This window comes from Clostridium sp. CM039, from assembly GCF_055081075.1.
This window is the reverse complement of record NZ_CM143649.1, coordinates 1,086,950-1,109,205: the sequence shown is the minus strand read 5'-3', so window position 1 is coordinate 1,109,205 and position 22,256 is coordinate 1,086,950. Positions and strand designations below refer to the sequence as shown.

General features: G+C 32.7%; 15 protein-coding genes. 14 read left to right on the top strand and 1 reads right to left on the bottom strand.

Going from position 1 to position 22,256, the window contains the following annotated elements; translation table 11 throughout:
• The first annotated feature begins 9 nt into the window (after positions 1-9).
• The 14 genes from ACWJJ2_RS05220 to ACWJJ2_RS05155 all read left to right on the top strand — a co-directional run bounded on the left by ACWJJ2_RS05220 (position 10) and on the right by ACWJJ2_RS05155 (position 21,335).
• Complete coding sequence (locus ACWJJ2_RS05220) at positions 10-1,689, top strand: adenylyl-sulfate reductase subunit alpha (protein ID WP_216303662.1); 1,680 nt, start codon at positions 10-12, stop codon at positions 1,687-1,689.
• Positions 1,679-1,993, top strand: a complete 315-nt coding sequence (locus ACWJJ2_RS05215; RefSeq protein WP_462953944.1) for a 4Fe-4S dicluster domain-containing protein — start codon at positions 1,679-1,681, stop codon at positions 1,991-1,993. Before ACWJJ2_RS05220 ends, ACWJJ2_RS05215 begins: the two co-directional genes overlap by 11 nt.
• A 12-nt stretch (positions 1,994-2,005) precedes the next feature.
• Positions 2,006-2,806: a sulfate adenylyltransferase subunit CysD gene (cysD, locus tag ACWJJ2_RS05210; RefSeq protein WP_220286883.1), complete on the top strand. Its 801-nt coding sequence runs from the start codon at positions 2,006-2,008 to the stop codon at positions 2,804-2,806.
• Positions 2,807-2,824: 18 nt separating this feature from the next.
• Positions 2,825-4,534, top strand: a complete 1,710-nt coding sequence (locus tag ACWJJ2_RS05205; RefSeq protein ID WP_462953943.1) for a sulfate adenylyltransferase subunit 1 — start codon at positions 2,825-2,827, stop codon at positions 4,532-4,534.
• Positions 4,535-4,772: 238 nt separating this feature from the next.
• On the top strand, positions 4,773-6,473 hold the full coding sequence (locus ACWJJ2_RS05200) for an ABC-ATPase domain-containing protein (protein ID WP_462953942.1): 1,701 nt from the start codon (positions 4,773-4,775) through the stop codon (positions 6,471-6,473).
• Positions 6,474-6,600: 127 nt separating this feature from the next.
• Positions 6,601-10,029, top strand: coding sequence for a pyruvate carboxylase (locus ACWJJ2_RS05195; RefSeq protein ID WP_216303657.1), 3,429 nt, complete (start codon positions 6,601-6,603; stop codon positions 10,027-10,029).
• A 252-nt stretch (positions 10,030-10,281) separates the two neighbouring features.
• Positions 10,282-11,571 carry an ABC transporter substrate-binding protein gene (locus ACWJJ2_RS05190; RefSeq protein WP_462953941.1) on the top strand — a complete coding sequence of 430 codons (1,290 nt, stop codon included), beginning with the start codon at positions 10,282-10,284 and terminating at the stop codon, positions 11,569-11,571.
• A 46-nt stretch (positions 11,572-11,617) separates the two neighbouring features.
• Complete coding sequence (locus ACWJJ2_RS05185; protein ID WP_253198224.1) at positions 11,618-12,544, top strand: carbohydrate ABC transporter permease; 927 nt, start codon at positions 11,618-11,620, stop codon at positions 12,542-12,544.
• On the top strand, positions 12,544-13,377 hold the full coding sequence (locus tag ACWJJ2_RS05180) for a carbohydrate ABC transporter permease (RefSeq protein WP_216303655.1): 834 nt from the start codon (positions 12,544-12,546) through the stop codon (positions 13,375-13,377). Before ACWJJ2_RS05185 ends, ACWJJ2_RS05180 begins: the two co-directional genes overlap by 1 nt.
• Positions 13,378-13,612: 235 nt before the next feature.
• Positions 13,613-14,755, top strand: a complete 1,143-nt coding sequence (locus ACWJJ2_RS05175; RefSeq protein ID WP_216304417.1) for an SNIPE associated domain-containing protein — start codon at positions 13,613-13,615, stop codon at positions 14,753-14,755.
• Between the two features lie 129 nt (positions 14,756-14,884).
• Complete coding sequence (locus ACWJJ2_RS05170) at positions 14,885-16,096, top strand: dicarboxylate/amino acid:cation symporter (protein WP_216304418.1); 1,212 nt, start codon at positions 14,885-14,887, stop codon at positions 16,094-16,096.
• Between the two features lie 77 nt (positions 16,097-16,173).
• Positions 16,174-17,013, top strand: a complete 840-nt coding sequence (gene larE / locus ACWJJ2_RS05165) for an ATP-dependent sacrificial sulfur transferase LarE (protein ID WP_216304420.1) — start codon at positions 16,174-16,176, stop codon at positions 17,011-17,013.
• Positions 17,014-17,272: 259 nt separating this feature from the next.
• On the top strand, positions 17,273-18,952 hold the full coding sequence (locus ACWJJ2_RS05160; protein WP_220286879.1) for a glycoside hydrolase family 13 protein: 1,680 nt from the start codon (positions 17,273-17,275) through the stop codon (positions 18,950-18,952).
• A gap of 283 nt (positions 18,953-19,235) precedes the next feature.
• On the top strand, positions 19,236-21,335 hold the full coding sequence (locus ACWJJ2_RS05155) for a sodium-translocating pyrophosphatase (protein WP_216304422.1): 2,100 nt from the start codon (positions 19,236-19,238) through the stop codon (positions 21,333-21,335).
• 100 nt (positions 21,336-21,435) lie between these two features.
• On the opposite strand, the gene ACWJJ2_RS05150 is transcribed toward ACWJJ2_RS05155, so the two are convergent.
• Complete coding sequence (locus tag ACWJJ2_RS05150) at positions 21,436-22,119, bottom strand: tetratricopeptide repeat protein (RefSeq protein ID WP_216304423.1); 684 nt, start codon at positions 22,117-22,119, stop codon at positions 21,436-21,438.
• Positions 22,120-22,256 lie beyond the last annotated feature (137 nt).

Genomic DNA, 22,256 nt, shown 5'->3' with positions numbered 1-22,256 from the left:
GAGGTTAAGATGAAGCTAGAAATGAAAACTTTGGTAGCAGATATATTAGTTGTTGGTGGAGGCACGGCCGGATGTTATGCATCACTTACTTTAACTAAGAGAGAAGACATAAGCATTATAGTAGTGGACAAAGCTAATATAAAAAGAAGCGGATGTCTAGCGGCAGGAGTTAATGCAATCAATGGTTATATTAATAAAGGATATACCCCAGAAGACTTCGTAGATTATGTTAAAAATGAAGCTGAGGGAATAATAAGGGAAGACCTGGTATATTCTATTGCTAAAAATTTAAACAAAGTTACAAAAAATATGGAGGGACTAGGGCTTGCAATCTTAAAGGATTCACAGGGCCAATATGTTACTCGTGGCAAAAGAAGTATTAAAATCAATGGGGAAAATATAAAACCTCTTCTTGCAAATGAGGTTAACTCAAAGAAAAACATAAAGGTTTTAAACAAGGTAAATATAATAGATTACATTGTTAAAGATGAAGTAGTTATAGGTGCTTATGGTTTCCATATAGAAAAAAATATTTTTTATGTAATTTATGCAAAGGCAGTTATTTGCACCACTGGTGGAGCTTCAGGCCTTTATAAACCTAATAATCCTGGATTTTCTAAACATAAGATGTGGTATTCACCTTTTAATACCGGAGCAGGGTATGCAATGGGAATAAGAGCAGGGGCTGAGATGACATCTTTTGAAATGAGGTTTATTGCGCTTAGATGCAAGGACACCATAGCACCTACAGGCACTGTGGCTCAAGGTATTGGTGCTAAGCAAATTAATGCCTACGATACGGAGTATGTACAAAACTATGGGAGACCTTTAACCATTACACGATTATTTGCAACTGTAGAGGAAAATAAAAAAGGCTTAGGACCTTGCTATTTGAAAACTAAGGGCATTTCAAAGGAAGTAGAGGAAGAACTCTACAAGGCATATCTTAATATGGCTCCAGCACAGACTTTAAAGTGGATTGAAGATGGTTTGGGGCCTAGTACAGAAAATTTGGAGATAGAAGGTACAGAACCTTATATAGTAGGTGGTCACTCTGCTAGCGGTTATTGGGTGGATGCAAAACGAGCTACTACTATCTCAGGATTATATGCAGCTGGGGATGTGGCAGGGGGAAGCCCTAAAAAATATGTAACTGGTTGTTTTGTCGAAGGTGAAATTGCAGCTGATGCCGCAACGGAGTTTATAAAAAACAAGAAAAATAAATTAATAGAGGAAGAAGAAATTTTATCTAAAGCTAAATTATTAGAAACTTTTCTTGAAGATAATGACAGTTTATTTTCTATAAATGGTGTTGAAGAGGCTATGCAAAAGGTAATGGATGAATATGCAGGTGGTATATCTAAAAACTATGTTTTTAATTCTTCAAAATTGCGAATTGCAAGTGGTAAAATAGATGAGCTTTTAGTGCTTTCAAAGGATTTGAGGGCCAAGGACATGCGAGAACTTTTGCAAATATTTGAAGTCATAGATAGGTTATATGTTTGCAAAGTTTTAATAGTTCATCTTCTAAAAAGAAAAGAAACCCGCTGGAAATGCTATGGAGATAATGCGGATTTTCCATATAAAGATGATGGTTTACTTAAATATATCAACACAATATATAAAGATGGAAAGGTTAAAGTTGTTTTTAGAAATTTAATAAAGCGAGATGAAGTTTATGAGCATTAAAATAGATCCACAAAAATGTGTGGGTTGCGGAAAATGTATGGACGTTTGCCCGGGAAATCTTATATTTAAAAAGAATGACTCAAAAGCTTTTATAGAATACCCACAGGAGTGTTGGGGATGTTGTGCTTGCGTTAAAGAATGTCCTTTTATGGCTATAAATTATTATCTTGGAGCAGATATTGGAGGTAAAGGAACTTATTTAAATACAAAAAAAGAAAAAAATCTTCTTCATTGGCACATGTTTAAACCAAATAGTGAAGAAATCATTATTACAACAAATGTAGCAGAGGCTAACAAATATTAGGGAGGTAAAATTATGGATCATTTAGATACATTAGAAGCAGAAAGTATTTTTATATTAAGAGAATCCTATAAAAAATTAGGTAGACTTGGGATGTTATGGTCAATTGGAAAGGATTCAACAGTACTGTTGTGGCTCGCTAAGAAGGCTTTTTTTGGACATTGTCCTTTTCCTTTTATTCATGTAGATACCAAACATAAAATACCTGCAATGATTGAATATAGAGACAAAATTGCTAAAGAGTTTAATATTGACCTTATAGTACACACGAATGAGGAAGCTATAAAGAATGGTATGGGGCCACATTGTGGAAGACTTAATTGCTGCAAGGCACTAAAAACAGATGGCCTTCAACAGGTGGTTACAAAGTATGAATTTGATGGATTAATTCTAGGAATTAGAAGTGATGAGGAAGGTTCGCGGTCAAAGGAAAGAGTATTTAGTGAAAGAAATAAGGATTCGGAATGGGATTATACTAATCAAGCACCAGAACTTTGGGATCAATTTAAAACTGATTTTCCAAAGGGCAATCATATTAGAGTTCATCCAATACTTCATTGGAGTGAAATTGACATATGGGCTTATATACAGAGAGAAAATATACCAATTATAGATTTGTATTTTGCTAAAGACGGCAAAAGATATAGAAGTCTTGGTTGCGCTGAGTGTACTGGTAAGATAGATTCTACGGCTACGACTATTGATGAAATTATTGAAGAACTAAAAAACACTACAACAGGTGAACGCGCAGGTAGAGCTCAAGATCAAGAGGATGCTTACGCAATGCAAAAGCTTCGTAAAGATGGGTATATGTAAGGGAGGGGTTTATTACTAATGGAAAATACAAGAGAAGTATTAAGAATAGTTACGGTAGGACACGTAGATCACGGCAAGTCTACAGTAATTGGAAGATTGCTTTATGATACAAAATCATTGCCAGAAGGTGCAATAGACAGAGTTAAAAAAATTGCTAAAGAAAAAGGTAAACCATTTGAATATGCATACCTATTAGATGCTTTTGAAGAAGAACAAAAACAAGGAATAACAATCGATACAACTTCTCTTCAATTTCATACAGACATGCGGGATTATGTAATTATAGATGCTCCAGGACATGTAGAATTTCTTAAAAACATGATTACAGGGGCAGCTAGCGCTGAAGCTGCACTTTTAATAATTGATGCGGAAGAAGGAATTCAAGAACAATCTAAAAGACATGGTTATATACTTTCTCTTTTAGGGATTAGGCAGGTGTGCGTTGTAGTTAATAAAATGGATCTTATTGATTATAGCCAGGAAAAGTTTAATGTTATAAAAAATGAAATGAATGCTTTTTTAAATAATCTAAATGTACACCCTATGAGTTATATCCCTATATCAGCATTTTACGGTGAAAATTTAACTTCAAAATCCGATAAATTATCTTGGTATAAGGGGGAAACTGTGCTTGAAGCATTAGATTTATTTACCCAAGAAACAGGCCTCGAAGCAAAACCTCTAAGATTACCTATACAAGATGTATATAAGTTTGATAATAGGAGAATAATTGCAGGAAGAGTAGAGGCAGGTACACTTAATATTGGGGATGAGATTCTTATTTCACCAGAAAATAAAACTACAAAAGTTAAAACTATTGAATATTTTGTAGAAAAAGATAATGTAAAAACTGTAAGTGCAGGTATGTCGGTAGGTATTACTTTTGAAGATGAATTTTTTAATAAAAGAGGAGAAATAATCTCTCATAAAAAAAATACACCTATTGTCTCAAATATTTTTAAGACCAATATATTTTGGATGGGGAAAAGCAATTTTGTAAAAGGTAGGAAATATAAGATAAAGCTTGTAACTCAAGAAGTGGAATGTGAAATTGTATCGTTTAATAAAGTTATAGATGCAACTACTTTAGGTACTTACGAAAATGCACTTGAGGCAAAAACTAATGATGTAGCTGAAGTTACTATAAAAACAAAGGAGAATATATGCTTTGATAAATTTTCAGATAACCAAAACACTGGTAGATTTGTAATAGTGGATGGTTATGAAGCATGTGGTGGTGGAATTATTTCAGGCGCTATTGATCCTGATGAAGTAACGGTGACTAGCTTTATTAAAGGTGAAATTAAGATTCCAATAAATTGTTTTGATGAATATTATTATGATATTAAAACAGCAGAAGTTAAAAAGAACTTGTCAAAAGTCGTGCAATATAACATTTGTGATAATGTACCTTTCCTTGGAGAAAGTTATGATTTTAAAGAAAACTTCGATGTAATAGTATTAAATGCTAGCATTGTTGCTAAAATAAGGGCTGGTAAGTTAATGGATGTTATCTCAATAGATAAGTATTCTTATGAGGCCGTAGTCACTATTAATGAAAATGGGTTTGGTATCAATATAGGCGCTGATAAAGATTTATTGGACTATATCGCTGATTACGAAAAAGGCATTAACGATATTTTTGCAAATAAATGGCTTAATTTCACTAAATATAGAACTATAAAGTTTAGAGATATTATAGAAGAAATAGTAGAATACGAGATTTAAATCAAAAAGGAGGGGTATAATCCTCCTTTTAATTTATGAAAAGAATAACTATTTTTATCGGATTTTACATGATTATTGATGCAACAAATAAAGATGTGTATAATTAATATAGGTGTATTAAATAATAAGACATTGTATTGTAGATTATAAGTTACTAAACAAAAAATCCATAGTTTAGTAGCTTTTTTATATTATAAGAAAGTGAAATTTATTTTATAAAGAATAAGAGGAGAGTTTAATGAAAAGTTTGGAGTTGTTAAAAAAAGAACTAGCTAGAATTGATGGGAAAAGTTATAGGTTGTACAAGGAGTTAGAGGGAGAGTATGATTTTGGGGGTTTTGCACTTTGCATAGATCATGTTCAAGGTGATCCTTTTGCATCACCATCAAGAATTAGGGTAATAGTAAATCAGAGGGTTGCTAAATTTCCAAAGGATACTTTTGATAATAAAATAAAAAATATTGCAGTAGCTGATTATTTAACAAGAGAATTTTATTCTAATATAAATAAGTGCTGCGTAAAAGTTTTTGGATCTGGGAAGAGTGGATTAATAGCTATAAGCAAATGTCCACAAGAGATACTAAATAGAACTTCAATAATTATAGATGAGGATAAAATAGAAGCAAGGTTTTATGTTGGATTTCCAGCGAGAGGAAGAAGCGTTTTATCAAGAGAGCTTGAGAAAATTTTGTATAATGTTATACCAAATATTGTAGAGAGGACTTTAATGTATAAAAATATTAATAGTGAAAAATTAATAAGCAGAGTAAATTTAGTAGAAGATCAAGAGCATATAAGAAGGTCGCTTGCAAGTAGAGGGCTAGTTGCATTTGTAGCCAATGGATCAATGCTGCCGAGAGAAAGTGGAATATCTACAAAAGCATTAAAAGCTGGCATGGTATTTGCCTCACCAAAGGAATTAGAAGTAGAGTTTAATACAAAGAGCCGTGGCAAAATTTGCGGAATGGGAATAAAAAAAGGTATAACGCTTATAGTAGGTGGAGGATATCATGGTAAATCAACATTATTAAAAGCAATAGAGCTTGGAGTTTATAATCATATTGAAGGTGATGGTAGAGAGTTTGTTATAACAGATGAATCAGCTTTAAAAGTAAGGGCAGAAGATAGTAGATGCGTCACTAAAACGGATATATCACTATTTATTAGTAACTTACCTAACGGGAAGGACACTGTAGAATTCTCTACGCAGAACGCAAGTGGGAGTACATCACAAGCGGCGAGTATTATTGAGGGGATAGAAAGCAGAACTAAGGTATTTTTAATAGATGAAGATACTTCAGCTACTAATTTCATGATGAGAGATGATTTAATGCAAAAATTAGTTTGCACAGAAAAGGAACCAATCACACCGTTTATTGAAATAGTGGGATCTTTATATAACCAGAAAGGTATTTCAACAATAATGGTAGTAGGAAGCTCTGGAGATTTTTTTGATGTAGCGGATTCTGTAGTGCAGCTTGATAATTATGAGGCCAAGGACGTCACAAAAAAGGCTAAAAAACTAAGTAGTGGTCATATTACAAAAAGAATTAACGAAAGAAATTTAAAAATAGATATCTCATTTAACAGAGTAGTTAAAGCCGGAACTATTTCACAAGGAGAAAGGGGAGTTAAAATCAAAACAATGGGGCTCAATATATTGTGTATAAACAGAGATGACATAGATTTAAGAGCTGTAGAGCAAATAGTTGATAGTGAACAAGTAAATGCTATAGGCACAATTATGAAATGGGCAGAGGTAAATATTATGAATAAGGGCTTAAGATTTGAAAGTATGGTTGATGATATAATTTGTAAAATAAAGAAAAATGGGTTAATATCCATGGATAAATTAAAAGGTGGAAGTGGAGATTTAGCCATGCCGCGAAAGCAAGAAATAATGGCAGTATATAATAGGTACAGAAACCTAAAAATATAAAAAGATATAACTAGAATTTGGAATAAAAATAAATCAATGACATTTTTATTTATTGCATTTTTTTTAAAAATCCTGTATTCTTATGAATAATGAAGTAGATTAAAGGCTAAAACAGGGGGTAACAAATGTGAAAAAATTTAAACGAGTACTAGTAGCAAACAGAGGCGAAATTGCTATAAGAATTTTTAGAGCTTGTAATGAACTTGGGATTCGTACGGTGGCGATTTATTCCAATGAAGATAAGTATTCACTTTTTAAAACTAAGGCAGACGAAGCTTATTTAATTGGAAAAAGCAGAAGTCCTGTTGAGGCATATCTAAATATTGAGGAGATAATCAGTATTGCGCTTAAAAAAGGTGTAGATGCAATTCATCCAGGGTATGGATTCTTATCAGAGAACCCTGAATTCGCGAAAAAATGTGCAAAAGCAGGTATTGAATTTATCGGGCCTACAGCTGAAATGATGGATAAACTTGGAGACAAGATTAAATGCAAAATTGTGGCAAAATCATTAGGAGTTCCTACGATACCTGGTTATGAAAAAGAAATTGAAACAGTAGACATTGCAAAGAAACTCGCAGGGGAATGTGGATATCCTATTATGTTAAAGGCAGTTGCTGGCGGCGGCGGACGAGGCATGAGAATTGTAAGAAATGAAGGCGAATTAGCCTCTGCTTATAGAAGTGCTAAAAGTGAAGCAAAGAAAGCGTTCGGTATCGACCATTTATTTATAGAAAAATATTTTGAAAAGTCTAAACATATAGAAGTACAGGTTCTTGGAGACAAGTTTGGTAATATTGTTCATTTATTTGAAAGAGATTGCTCTATTCAAAGAAGACATCAAAAGGTAGTAGAGTACAGTCCTGCTTTTTCAATATCAGAAGAAAAAAGAAATGAAATCTGCAATGATGCATTAAAAATAGCTAAATCAGTAAATTATAGAAGTGCTGGAACTTTGGAGTTCTTAGTAGATACTTATGGGAATCATTATTTTATAGAAATGAACCCTAGAATTCAAGTTGAACACACCGTTACAGAAATGGTAACAGGTATTGATATAGTTCAAAGCCAAATACTTATAGCAGAAGATTATGCTTTAAATTCCTCTAAAATAGGAATTTCGTCTCAAGAAGATGTTGTGCTTCGAGGATATTCTATTCAGTGCAGGATAACAACAGAGGATCCTTCTAATAATTTTGCACCGGATACTGGAAAAATAGAAGAATATAGAACAGGTTCTGGCTTTGGAATAAGGCTTGATGGCGGTAATGGTTTTGCAGGGGCGGTAATTAGCCCTTACTACGATAGCCTTTTGGTAAAAAATATATCATGGTCTAGAACTTTTCAAGATGCTATAAGAAAATCTATAAGAGCTGTTGAGGAAACTAGAATTACAGGAGTAAAGACTAATATAGGTTTTCTAATTAATGTATTAAATCATCCTACTTTTTTGAAGGGCGAATGTAATACAAGTTTTATTGAAGAAAGTCCAGAATTAATATCCATTGCACCTAAGGAAGATGAGGAAGGCAGAGTGTTAAAATTCATTGGAGACAAAATGGTAAATGAAGTAAGTGGAATTAAAAAGCTTTATGATGTGCCGGTAGTTCCTAAAATTATAATGCCAAATAAACTTAGTGGGACAAAACAGATTTTAGATATGCAGGGTACGGAAGGTCTTTTAAACTGGATTAAAAATCAAAATAAATTACTGTTAACAGACACCACAATGAGAGATGCTCATCAATCTTTAATGGCAACTAGAATGCGAACGAAGGATATGTTAAAAATAGCAAGTGCTACCTCTGTTTATGGAGGAGATTTGTTTTCCCTTGAGATGTGGGGAGGAGCTACTTTTGATGTAGCATACCGCTTTTTAAACGAATCGCCCTGGGAAAGATTAACACAGCTACGATCGAAAATTCCTAATGTGCTTTTCCAGATGCTACTACGTGGAGCAAATGCAGTAGGCTATAAAAATTATCCTGATAATGTAATCCGTGAATTTATTAAAGAATCTGCAGATACAGGCATTGATGTTTTCAGAATTTTTGATTCTCTAAACTGGTTAAAAGGAATGGAAGTTTCAATAGATGAAGTTATTAAAAGTGGTAAAGTTGCAGAAGCTTGTATTTGTTACACAGGAGACATCTTAAATGATAAAAAAGATAAATATAATTTGGATTATTATATTAAGCTAGCAAAGGAAATTGAGAAAACAGGAGCTCATATTTTAGGAATAAAAGATATGTCAGCACTGCTTAAACCTCATGCTGCGTTTAAGTTAATAAATGCACTAAAGCAAGAAGTAGGAATGCCTATTCATCTTCATACCCATGATACTACAGGAAATGGAGTTGCTACAGTTTTGATGGCGGCTCAAGCAGGCGTTGACATTGTAGATACTGCTTTTAACAGTATGTCAGGGCTTACAAGTCAACCAGCTTTAAATTCAGTTGTTGCAGCACTTAAGAATACTGACAGGGATACTGGGATAGAACCCAAAGGAATTCAGGAAATTTCAGATTATTGGGATGCAGTAAGACCAGTTTATGACCAATTTAAATCAGATTTGAATTCTGGTTCCGCTGAAATTTATAGATATGAAATTCCAGGAGGCCAATACTCTAATCTCAAACCACAAGTAGAAAGTTTCGGACTTTCACATAAATTTAATGAAATTAAAGAACTGTATAAAGAAGTAAATGAAATGGTAGGGGATATTGTAAAGGTAACTCCATCCTCTAAGATGGTTGGAGACTTTGCAATATTTATGCTTCAAAATGACCTTACACCAGAAAATATATACGAAAAAGCTACTAATATGTCTTTCCCAGATTCCGTTGTAGCATACTTTAAAGGCATGATGGGTCAACCAATGGGAGGATTTCCAGAAAAACTTCAGATATTAGTTTTAAAGGGTGAGAAGCCAATTACATGTAGACCGGGTGAATTACTCCCTGATGAGGATTTTAGCAAGATAGAGAAACACCTAATAGAGAAATTTAATATTGCTCCAAATAAAAAAGACGTACTTAGCTATTCATTATACCCTGAGGTATTCGATGGCTATATAAAATATGTTAAGGAGTTTGGAGATTTAAGTAGAATCGGAAGCGATGTATATTTCCACGGGCTCAATGAGGGTGAAACCTGCGAAGTCGAAATTGCTGAAGGAAAAACCTATATGATAAAGTTGCTTCACATTGGTAGATTGGATTTAGAGGGTAACAAAGTTCTTGTTTTCGAGGTGGATGGAAATAGACGCGAAATAAAAATAAAAGATAGAAACAATAAAGCGTTGCAAGATTTCCAAGGACCAGAAATGGCAGATTCATCAAATCCTTTAGAAATCGGAGCACCTATACCAGGAACTATTTTAGCCATTCTTGTAGCAGAAGGAGATACAATAACTGAAAATCAACCATTGATGACAGTGGAGGCTATGAAAATGGAGACAAGGGTAAGCGCCAGTGTAACAGGAGTGGTTGAGTCAATTAATGTTATTGAAGGACAACAGGTAAAGGCTGGAGAACTTTTAATAAATTTAAAATAGCTTAGAAAATTAGCAAATAAAACTCAAATAAGAGTAAAAAAAACACTAAAGTTTTTAAGCTTTAGTGTTTTTTACTCTTATTTTTTTGTTAATTAAGGTTTAATGCACGTTTGAAACTAATTTATGAATTTTTAAGAAAATATTTATATAAAAAGATTATATTGGTTATTGCGTTCGAATATAAATTATAAGACATGAAGTTTATATGATGAGGGAGAAATCAAAATTTATGAAAAGAGAGGATGAAGAATAATGAAAAAGTTATCAATAACCTTAGCGTTTGTTATGATTGCTTCCATGTCTTTTATCGGATGCAGTAAATCTACTGAGCCAAAAGTAACAACTATTCAGTTTATGGAGACTCTAACCAGTCCTGAGAGGACTAAATTTGTAAAAGAGCTTATATCTGATTTTGAATTAAAGAATAAAGATGTAAAAGTGGAACTAATCTCTGAGCCATGGGAACAAGCCCATGATAAAATCATTACAATGTCAGCTGCAAATCAACTGCCAGATGTAATGGAAATGGCTGCAAATTGGGCTTCTGAAATCGGTGCAACCGGAAAGCTTGAAGATTTAGGGCCATATTATAATAAATGGGACAAAAAGGATACATTGACAGAGAAAAGCCTTAAGCTTGGTAAAGCATACAAAGACACATTGTATGTCGTTCCTCATAGTTTATATTTCCAGGCAATGTATTATAGGAACGATTGGTTAAAAGCAGCAGGTGTTGATGTTCCAAAAACAACAGAGGATTTCTTTAATACTGCAGAAAAAATCACGGATAAATCAAAAAACAGGTATGGATATTCATTCAGAGGAGGAGCGGGAAGCTGGACCCTTATGTCGAACTTCATTATGACTAATGGAGGATTTACAAATTACTTTGATGAAAATGGTAAATGTGTGTTTAGAAAACCTGAATCCGTTGAAACATTTAAGAAATTCACTGATATGTATCTAAAGGCTGCTCCAAAGGATGCTCTTAACTGGGGATATGCGGAAACAGTTGATGCATTCACATCAAGTAATACAGCCCTAATCATACAGGACTCTGAAGTAATAAAATCATGTGAAACAAAAATGGACAAAGGAACATTTGAAACAGGATTATGTCCTGTAGGTCCTGATGGCAAGAGATATTTACAAGGAGGATACATTGGGTTCTCAATGCCATCTGCTTCATATAAGAAAGAAGCTTCTTGGAAATTCATTTCTTATATGATGAGCCCTGAAGTTAACCTTAAATGGGGTGTTAAAAACTCTGTAATTCCTGCAACAAAAGTGCCTAATGATAGCGCTGAGTTTAAAAAAGGTTATATTTCTGCATATACAAATACTTTAGAAGATTCCAATACAGTATTGTTCAGCGCTCCTGAATATTTGCCAGAATGGGGAGAATTTACAGGAAAGGTTGCTGGGCAGGAACTTCAGTCATATCTCTTGAAAAAGCAAACTGCAGAAAAAACTATGAATAATATATCTACGTATTTAGAAAATGCAAATGCGAAATACAATAAAAAAAGTAGTATTAAATAAAGAGAAATGGAGAAATTATCCATTTATCTTGATAGGAGGTAGTAGTTTGGACAGTAAAAAATCATTAGCACAAAAAAAACGGGTTATAAACAGTGTTAAGAAAAAGAATATTGAGCCTTATTTATATATAATGCCGGGATTAGTATTAATGTTTGTTTTTATTGGATATCCAATTGCAAAGGGGATAGCAACCTCCTTCTATCATTATAGGCTAAATGATCCCAATATTTACTTTAATGGCTTTGAAAATTACAAAGAAATACTTGCAGAAAAAGATTTTTGGAAGATTTTAAAAAATTCATTCTGGTGGGTTGCAGGTTCGATAAGTTTCCAGTTTACATTTGGGCTAATTTTGGCTCTGCTACTAAATAGAAAATTTAAATTTAGGGGCTTATATCAGGCCTTAGTTCTTGCGCCTTGGGCAGTACCTGGCTTTTTAATAGGACTTATATGGAAATGGCTACTTAATGGGCAATATGGAGTTATAAATGATATTTTTATTAAATTGCATTTAACAAAAGAGCCTATTTCATTCTTGGCACAATTAAATACTGCACTTCCAAGCACAATAGTGGCAAATATTTGGTATGGTATACCATTTTTCACCATAATGATTTTGGCTGCACTTCAGTCAATACCGTTGACTTTATACGAATCTGCAGAAATAGATGGTGCAGGAAAAGTAGCAAAATTTTTCAAAATAACTTTGCCATACATAAAACCCACTATCATTACAACTTTGCTGCTTAGAGTCATATGGATATTTAGTTTTGCAGATATTATATATATAATGACAAATGGTGGGCCTTTGAATTCATCAAATAATTTGGCTTCTTATATTATTTTTAAAGCATATAAAGCCCTTGATTTTGGTCAGGCGTCAGCTATAAGTGTCATATTTTTAGTAATACTACTCATATATACTGTACTTTATCTAGCAATTACGAAATTTGATAAAGCGGGTGATTTTTAATGAACAAGGAAAATAAATTAAGCAGAGCATTGACATACTTTTTAATGGTAGCATTCTTTATTTTTATGACTTCCCCTATCATCTGGATATTTATTACATCAGTAAAGTCAGTTAAGGAGATAGTGACTATACCTATAACATACTTTCCAAAACACTTTACTTTAAAAAATTATGAAAGTATATTAAAAACTACAAACTTTCCAGTATACTTTAAAAATAGTGTGATTGTAGGTACTACTGCATCAATAGGGACTTTGATTATATCACTATTTGCAGGGTATTCTCTGGCAAGGTTTAAATTTGCAGGTAAAAAACTTACCCTCTTTCTATTCCTTGCAACTCAGATGGTTCCTGTGGCAGCGATTATAGTGCCTATATTTATGCTTTTTTCAAAATTAGGCCTTATAAATAATTTGCTGGGGCTAATAATAATTTATATAGTTTTGAACATCCCTTTTTGCACTATGATGATAAGGGGATTTTTCGAAAAAATACCTTATACTTTGGAAGAAGCTGCAATGATTGATGGATGTTCAAGAATACAAGCATTGATAAAAATAATACTTCCTGTAATGAAACCAGGTATTATTGCAACTTTTGTTTTTGCTTTTATGGGAGCATGGAATGAATTATTCTTCAACACTCTGTTTATAAGCCGTGAAGGCCTTAAAACTCTGCCAACAGGGATTAATGCTTTTATCGGGAAATATGATATAGACTGGGGAATGATGACAGCAGGTTCTGTTATTGCTTTAATACCTATATTCATTATGTTTGGTGTTATCCAAAAATATCTGGTAGGGGGTCTTACTGACGGTGCTGTCAAAGGATAATAATTTTATCTATGGTTGTGTATAGACAAGTAAGAGATTATATAACAAGATGATGCACCTAGATATAGGTGTATTTTTTATATTTAGGGTAGTGAGCTACAGTATACATAAGGATAAAATTAGGAAAATATTAATAGTTTGGTAATTATTGAGCTAAAATTTGACTTATTACTATATTTACGAGTGAATTTTTTGTGGTATAATGTAAATTAATAAAGAAATAGGAGGGTTTTCAATGGCAATACTTACGTCTATTAAAGATGCTTTAAATGCGAAGCAATATAAATCTGAGGTTGAAAAACTAATCGAGGAAAATAAAAATTTGAAATATATAAAATTAACTCCAACTCAAATGGGAATGAGTCAAATTTTATCTAAAACTAAAGAACTTGAAGCAGAGCTCGAAGGATATGATAATATAATTAAAACAAAAGCAAAAGACATACAAGAACTTAAAACAGAATATAATGATCAAGCTGTGTATCAGTCTAGAGAGTTTGAACAAAAATCGAATGAATATGATGATTTAATTAAGCTGAAATGTAAAGAGCTTGAAGATAAATCAGCAGAATACGATTGCATAATTGAAAACAAGAGTAAAGAATATGATGATCTAATTCAGCTAAAAGGTAAAGAACTTGAAGACAAATCAACAGAATACGATGGATTAATTGAAAACAAAAGTAAAGAGTATGATAATTTAATCCAGTTAAAAGATAAAGAACTTGAAGATAAATCAACAGAGTATGATGACTTTATTGAAATGAAAAGCAAAGAATATGAGGATATGTTCAAACTAAAAGCTAATGAAATTGAACAGAAATCAAATGAATATGAAGTTTTAATTGAAACTAAAACAAAATTCATTGAGGAACTTAATGCAGAATATAACGATATAAAAACATGTGTGGATAGCTTAAAGTCTCAAATAATAAATTTAGATGATGATATTTTAATGCAAAGTTTTGGAGTTTATAAATCTGAATATAATTTAATGAATTCAGAAAAATGTTCTACAATGCTTCAGGATATAAGAGAAAAGCAAATTGAGATGATAAAATCAAAGGAAGCTATAGAATTTAAGCAGTGGATTGTTAATGGAAGTATAAAAGAAGGCAATCAACTAGTTGGAGATATGACAGAGGATATGATTAAATTAGTCCTTAGGATTTTTAATGATGAGTGTGATTCTATAATTGAAAAGGTTAAATTTAGTAATATAGAAATGATAGAAAATAGAATCAAAAAATTCTTTGAGGATTTAAATAAGCTTGGGAATATAACACAAGTTAAAATAGCTCCTAAATATTTGGATACTAAACTAGAAGAACTTTATCTTTCTTATGAATATAAACTTAAAAAACAGGAAGAAAAGTAAAATAATGGTTGTGTGATAACCTTAGAAGAACTATAATGAAGCTATAACAAAAATGCATTATTTATGAAAGTAATTATTAAAATTAAAATTTAAACGTCAAATTAAGTTTATTTATAAGGAGGAATATAAATGAAAAAAACAGTAAAAAAGAAAAAAATAGGATTACTTCCTAGACTTATTATCGCTATCATATTAGGTATCATTTTAGGAAAAATACTTCCAGGAACAGGGATTAGGATTTTTGCAACATTCAATGGACTATTCGGTCAATTTTTAGGTTTTGCTATACCGCTTATAATTATAGGATTTATAGTACCTGGTATAGGTGATCTTGGTAGTGGGGCTGGTAAAATTCTAGCTTTAACTGCAGGAATAGCGTATGCATCTACTATAATTGCCGGATCAATAGCATACTTTGCAAATATTACTATTCTTCCAATGTTTTTAAAACCTGGAGCACTAGGCGCAAATTTTGGTAGTAGTGAGAGTGGGCTTGCTAAAGCCTTTATTGAATTTAAAATACTACCTTTAATGGATGTAATGACTGCTTTAGTTCTTGCATTTACAATAGGTATAGGAATTGCTGCAATAAAATCTACTGCCATAAAGAGTGTTATGAAGGAATTCCAAGAAATTATAAGTAAACTGATTTCTGGAATAATAATTCCACTACTACCTATATACATTATGGGTACTTTCGCAAATATGACTTATGCTGGTCAAGTTGAATCTATATTAAAGGTATTCTCAAAAGTATTCATTTTAGTTATTTTACTTCACATTATAGTAATTGTTCTTCAATATGTAGTTGCTGGAAGCATATCAGGTGCTAATCCATTCAGATTAATTAAGAAAATGATTCCTGCATATTTAACAGCTATAGGAACTCAATCATCTGCAGCAACTATTCCTGTTACTCTTGCTCAAACTAAAAAAAATGGGGTAAGTGATGGAGTAGCTGATTTTGTAATACCACTTTGTGCAACTATACATCTTTCAGGTAGCACAATAACTTTGGTAAGTTGTTCTCTTGCAATAATGATGTTAAATGGTATGAATTATGGTTTTGGAACTTTCTTTGGATTTATTTTAGCATTAGGAGTTACAATGGTAGCGGCTCCCGGAGTTCCTGGCGGAGCGGTTATGGCATCACTTGGACTTCTTCAAAGTATGCTCGGATTCAATGAAACATTGACATCGCTTATGATAGCTCTATATGTAGCCCAAGATAGTTTTGGTACTGCTTGCAACATAACTGGAGATGGAGCAATTGCTGTTATAATAAATAAAATCTCAGGACATAAACTTGAAACTCCAAAAGAAAAAGATGCTATTGCTTAGATATTATGGTAAATTAAATATAGTGATATATTTTTAGTGTAAATAGTAATAGCATTATAAGAACAGGAGGACGAAATATGGAATTAGATTTGAAATTTCAAAAGTTAAAGGAGATTCTTCAAGATTTAGAAAGTGTAGCGGTAGCGTATTCTGGGGGTGTTGATAGCACGTTTCTTTTAAAGGTAGCAGCTGATGTTTTGGGGAATAGGGTTATAGCAATAACGGCAAAGTCATCAACATACCCGGAAAGAGAATTTAAGGAAGCTGTTAAATATATTGAAGGTATCGGGGCAAAGCATATAGTCATAATTTCGGAAGAATTAGAAATTGAAGGATTTGCTAAAAATCCTGTTAATAGGTGCTATTTTTGTAAAAAAGAACTTTTCTCAAAGATTAGAAAAGTTGCTGATGATAATAACATTAATGCAGTTTTAGATGGTTCGAATGTTGATGACTCTTCCGATTACAGACCGGGAATGAAGGCAGCTAAGGAATTAAAAGTTATTAGCCCATTAAAGGATGCTGGCTTTACGAAAAATGATATAAGAGCACTGTCAAAGAGATTGGGTGTACCTACTTGGGACAAGCCAGCATTTGCATGTCTATCCTCAAGATTTCCATATGGCAATGAGATAACGGTGAAAAAACTAAGTATGGTTGAAAAAGCCGAACAGTTTTTATTGGATTTAGGGTTCAGACAGATAAGGGTAAGGCACCACGGAGATATAGCAAGGGTAGAGGTTAATGTTGAAGAAAGAAATAAATTTTTCAATATTGAAATGATGGATAAAGTTGGAAACAAATTGAAAAGTATTGGTTTTAAATATGTAACCCTTGATTTGTTAGGCTATAGAACTGGAAGTATGAACGAAGTACTTAGCGTAGCAGAAAGAAATTCAGTAAAAGCTCTTGATTAAAATCAAGAGCTTTTTTATTAATAGTTGCTACTATATCAAAGATTGTTTTATCTAAATAAATTTAATTTTCATGAAATATTTTTTATAGCAAGTAAAAAATATATACTAATTTACGTTTATATGGTAAAATGTGGTAGAGGAAATTTAATATAGACTAACTGCAATTGGTAGGAACTTAAAGACAAAAACTAGCCATATTATAGAGGTATTGTTACCAAATGTTAAGGAAGTTATAAAACAATAGAAAGAAGGAGAGTTTATGAATAAATATTGGTGGAAAGAAAGTGTAGTTTACCAGATTTACCCAAGAAGTTTTAAAGATAGTAATGGCGACGGAATCGGAGACTTAAGAGGAATAATAGAAAAACTTGATTATCTTGAGGAACTAGGAATTGATGTAATATGGTTGTCGCCTGTTTATGAATCACCTAATGATGATAATGGATATGATATAAGTAATTACCAGGGGATAATGAAAGAATTTGGAACCATAGAGGATTTTGATTTATTGCTATCACGAGCTCATGATAGAAAGATTAAGATAATGATGGATCTTGTCGTAAATCATAGTTCTGATGAGCATAAATGGTTTATTGAGAGTAAGAAATCTAAAACAAATAAATATAGAGATTATTACATTTGGAGGGATGCAAAAGATAGCTTGCCTCCCAATAATTGGGGATCGTGCTTTAGTGGTTCTGCTTGGGAATTAGACCCTCAATCACAAATGTATTATTTACACTTATTCTCGAAAAAACAACCAGATTTAAATTGGGAGAACGAAAATTTAAGAAAAGAAATCTTTGGTATGATGGAATGGTGGCTAGAAAAAGGAATTGATGGTTTCCGTATGGATGTTATTAATATGATTGGAAAAGATCAAAGCTATCCTGACGGTATTCTTAATGGAGATAATAACTATGCAGATCCAGGTAATTTCAGCAAAAATCATCCAAAGGTTCATGATTATTTACAAGAAATGAATAAAGAAGTATTAAGCAAGTATGATGTTATAACTGTTGGCGAAACGCCAGATGTAACACCTGCGCAAGCTATCGAATACGTAGATGAAGATAGAAATGAATTAAATATGGTGTTTCAATTTGAACATATGAGTGTAGGAGATGGGCCAGAAGGGAAATGGGGCAAAACAAAATTTGAGCTGAGTGAATTTAAAACTATTATGTCAAAATGGCAAAATGAACTTGAAGCTAAAGGATGGAATAGTCTTTATTTAAATAACCATGATCAACCAAGAATGGTTTCACGTTTTGGAAATGACAATAAATATAGAATTGAATCTGCAAAAATGTTAGCAACCTTTCTTCATATGATGCAAGGTACTCCCTACATTTATCAAGGTGAGGAAATAGGTATGACAAATGTCAAATTTGATAACATCAATGATTACAAAGATATTGAAACACTAAATGCATATAGAGATTTTACTGAAAGTGGTAAGAAAAGTCATGATGAGATTATGAATTCTATTTATAAAAGGGGCAGAGATAACGCAAGAACGCCATTTCAGTGGAATAATAAAAAAAATGCAGGTTTTACTGATGGAACTCCTTGGATCAAGGTAAATCCAAATTATAAATATGTTAATGCGCAATCGCAATTAGAAGATGAAAACTCTATTTTTAATTATTATAAAAAACTTATAAGACTTAGAAAGAATAATGAAATAATAGTATATGGAAAATATACTTTAATTTTGGGGGACCACAAAGATATCTATGCATATAAAAGAGAATTAAAAAATGAGACTCTTTTAGTAATATGTAATTTCTGTGAGAACATTGCTAAATTTGCTCTTTCCAACAATATAAAATATGAGCATAAGGATCTTCTAATTTCAAATTATATTGTAGAGACTGAGTCCATAGATGAAATTAACCTTAAACCTTATGAAGCAAGAGTATATTTGTTAAAATAAGTGAACTATATAAGTGGAATTAATACTCAAGGTTCGCAACCCTCAAAAACTTGTTAAATAAGGATTTGAGGGTTTTTATTTATAATGATAATTAGGTGTACGAATGATTTTCAAAAATCGATTTATGAGAAGTAAGCTGCTAGAGCATTTAATGTTGGTGGAAAGTAGTAGAAAAAATTGATGATAGCTTAAAGCTTTCAACTAAGCTTAATTTGTGGTATAATAAGACAATATTGTAAAGATAATGAAACACTATTACTAAAATACTTGGGAGGGAATTATTATGAATTTATTGATTTTAGCCCCAGCTTGTTCCATATTAGCCCTTGCTTTTGCCGGTTATCTTGCAGCTAAAGTACTAAAAAAAGATGAAGGAACCGAGCAGATGAAAAAAATTGCGACTGCTATTAGAAATGGTGCAGATGCATATTTAAAAAGACAGTATACAGGAGTGATTATTTTCTTTGCAGCTATGTTTGTAATACTAGGAATACTTGCATCATTTGGGTTTATTACCCCATTTGCACCTTTTGCATTTATAAGTGGGGGGTTCTTCTCAGGTCTCTCAGGCTTTATAGGAATGAAAATTGCTACCCGTGCAAATGTTAGAACTACACATGCAGCTGGGAAAAGTCTTAATAGTGCTTTAAACGTTGCTTTTTCAAGCGGTGCAGTAATGGGACTTACCGTTGTAGGTCTTGGACTTCTTCATGTTAGTATATTTTATTACTTATTGGATTTTTTCTATAGAGATTTAGAAGCGGGTATAAGAATTCAAAATATAACAAGTGCACTGATTACATGTGGAATGGGAGCTAGTGCAATGGCATTATTTGCACGTGTTGGTGGCGGTATATTTACTAAAGCAGCAGATGTAGGTGCAGACCTTGTTGGTAAGCTTGAAGCAGGAATTCCTGAGGATGATCCAAGAAACCCTGCAGTTATAGCGGATAACGTTGGAGACAATGTTGGAGATGTAGCTGGTATGGGTGCAGATTTATATGAATCCTATGTTGGGTCAATAGTAGCTACTGCTGCTCTTGCCGTAGCAGCTGGACTTGGAGTTTCAGGTGTTACAATTCCTATGATCATAGCAGCTATAGGTATAGTTGCATCTATTATTGGAACCTTCTTTGTTAAATCAGGGGAGAAAGCTGAGCAAAAAAGTCTTTTATCAGCTCTTAGACGAGGTGTTTACGTTAGTTCTGCAATAATTGGGATAGCTACATTCTTCCTAGTCTGGAATGTACTTGGATGGGATCATATTGGAGTTTACTTTGCAATATTAAGTGGTCTTATAGCAGGTAATTTAATTGGGTTTTGTACAGAGTACTTTACTTCAGACACATACAAGCCTACCCAAAAACTAGCACAAACAACAAAAACCGGTGCAGCAACAGTTATAATAGGTGGTCTTTCACTTGGAATGATGTCTACTTTTCTTCCAGTTGTAATAGTAGCTGTGGCTATAGCAACTAGTTTTTATTTTGCTGGAGGAGCAGTAGATTATAATATGGGGTTATATGGCGTAGGAATAGCCGCAGTAGGTATGCTTAGCACACTAGGTATAACACTTGCTACGGATGCGTATGGTCCTGTGGCAGATAACGCTGGTGGTATTGCAGAAATGACTCATCAAGATCCTATAGTACGAGAAAGAACAGATGCTCTTGATTCTTTAGGCAATACTACTGCAGCTACAGGCAAAGGTTTTGCTATAGGTTCTGCAGCACTAACAGCTCTTGCGCTTATCGCAGCATATAGAGATCAAGTAGAAATTATTATAAAAAAAGAAAATTTGGATTTTGTTTTTAATTTGTCAGTATTAAATCCCCAGGTTCTTATAGGGTTATTTATAGGTGGAATGGTGCCTTTCATATTTGCAGCACTCACCATGGATGCAGTCGGCACGGCAGCACAACTTATAGTGGTAGAAGTTAGAAGACAATTTAAAGAGATAGTGGGTCTTATGGAAGGTAAATCAGAAGCTGATTATGCAAGGTGTGTTGATATCTGTACAAAATCAGCTCAAAGGGAAATGATTATGCCAGCACTACTCGCTATTACTATTCCAATAGTAGTTGGTTTACTTTTAGGTGTAAATGGCGTAGTAGGATTATTAGCAGGAGCAACTGTAACAGGTTTTGTACTTGCTATTATGATGGCAAATTCAGGTGGAGCTTGGGATAATGCTAAAAAGCATATTGAAGCCGGAAACCTAGGTGGAAAAGGATCGGATTGTCATAAAGCTGCCGTTGTTGGTGACACTGTAGGAGATCCATTTAAGGATACCTCAGGTCCATCCATAAACATATTGATTAAATTACTTTCAATGGTATCAATAGTATTTGCAGCATTTATTTTGAAGTTCTCAATGTTTTAGATATTACAAAGTCAACTGTAAAATAGTAATAATAACCATCGGTTAAGATGCAAGCAGCATCTTAATCGGTGGTTATTATTAGTATTATGGCAAAGAAAAGTTATTCTATTAATTCCTTAAACTCCATATGGTTACGTACATTATCAAAATCTTCCTCATTCTTTGCATTATTTTTTACACTTGGATTAATATCAATAGCTAGTTTTAAGTATTTTACGGTATTATTAACATCACCTTTTCTTCCATAGATACTAGCTATACCATAATAGCTCCATTCAAACTTTTCGACTTCTAGATCTTTTTTATACCATGTTATAGCTTCATCATAATGTTCGTATAATTCATTGGCTAGTGCTTTATTAAATCTTGCATATCCGTAATTAGGGTTAAGTTTTAATGATTGATTGATTTGCTGCATACCTTTTTCAAAATTTCCACTATAAGCTAAGGCAATTCCTTCTACAGCATATGCTTTATAAAAAGTAGGATCTTCTTTTATGACTTGTCTTTCCGTTTCAATAGCTTGCTTATATTTTTTATCAAAAAATTCATCATACCCTTTCTTCCATACCTTTTCTAAGTTTTCTTGTTTTTGATTTATCTGTTGCTGTTTTTCTTTTTCTTTTTCTTTTTCTTTTAATTGTTGCTTTTTTATTTCTTCGTTTTTATTGCTCGATACAATCACACTGTTATTTTTCATTGTAGCATTAACCATTATACCTATCACTATAGCAGAAAGAATAGCAAACATTATTACCCTAAATTTAAATGATTGTGATTTCATATTTTCCACCGATTCCTTTACTATAATATTTTAAACTTAAACTTTAATATTACGCCATATGATTTTGTTCGTTTTTGACAAGTATATGGTAGAGATACCTATATAATAACAATATATGAATATTTAATATAGTAAAA

Coding starts and splice junctions, on each gene's coding strand:
- ACWJJ2_RS05170 (WP_216304418.1), top strand. CDS start 14,885: ATGAAAAAAACAGTAAAAAAGAAAAAAATAGGATTACTTCCTAGACTT.
- ACWJJ2_RS05200 (WP_462953942.1), top strand. CDS start 4,773: ATGAAAAGTTTGGAGTTGTTAAAAAAAGAACTAGCTAGAATTGATGGG.
- ACWJJ2_RS05205 (WP_462953943.1), top strand. CDS start 2,825: ATGGAAAATACAAGAGAAGTATTAAGAATAGTTACGGTAGGACACGTA.
- ACWJJ2_RS05215 (WP_462953944.1), top strand. CDS start 1,679: ATGAGCATTAAAATAGATCCACAAAAATGTGTGGGTTGCGGAAAATGT.
- cysD (WP_220286883.1), top strand. CDS start 2,006: ATGGATCATTTAGATACATTAGAAGCAGAAAGTATTTTTATATTAAGA.
- ACWJJ2_RS05220 (WP_216303662.1), top strand. CDS start 10: ATGAAGCTAGAAATGAAAACTTTGGTAGCAGATATATTAGTTGTTGGT.
- ACWJJ2_RS05175 (WP_216304417.1), top strand. CDS start 13,613: ATGGCAATACTTACGTCTATTAAAGATGCTTTAAATGCGAAGCAATAT.
- ACWJJ2_RS05190 (WP_462953941.1), top strand. CDS start 10,282: ATGAAAAAGTTATCAATAACCTTAGCGTTTGTTATGATTGCTTCCATG.
- larE (WP_216304420.1), top strand. CDS start 16,174: ATGGAATTAGATTTGAAATTTCAAAAGTTAAAGGAGATTCTTCAAGAT.
- ACWJJ2_RS05160 (WP_220286879.1), top strand. CDS start 17,273: ATGAATAAATATTGGTGGAAAGAAAGTGTAGTTTACCAGATTTACCCA.
- ACWJJ2_RS05155 (WP_216304422.1), top strand. CDS start 19,236: ATGAATTTATTGATTTTAGCCCCAGCTTGTTCCATATTAGCCCTTGCT.
- ACWJJ2_RS05150 (WP_216304423.1), bottom strand. CDS start 22,119: ATGAAATCACAATCATTTAAATTTAGGGTAATAATGTTTGCTATTCTT.
- ACWJJ2_RS05180 (WP_216303655.1), top strand. CDS start 12,544: ATGAACAAGGAAAATAAATTAAGCAGAGCATTGACATACTTTTTAATG.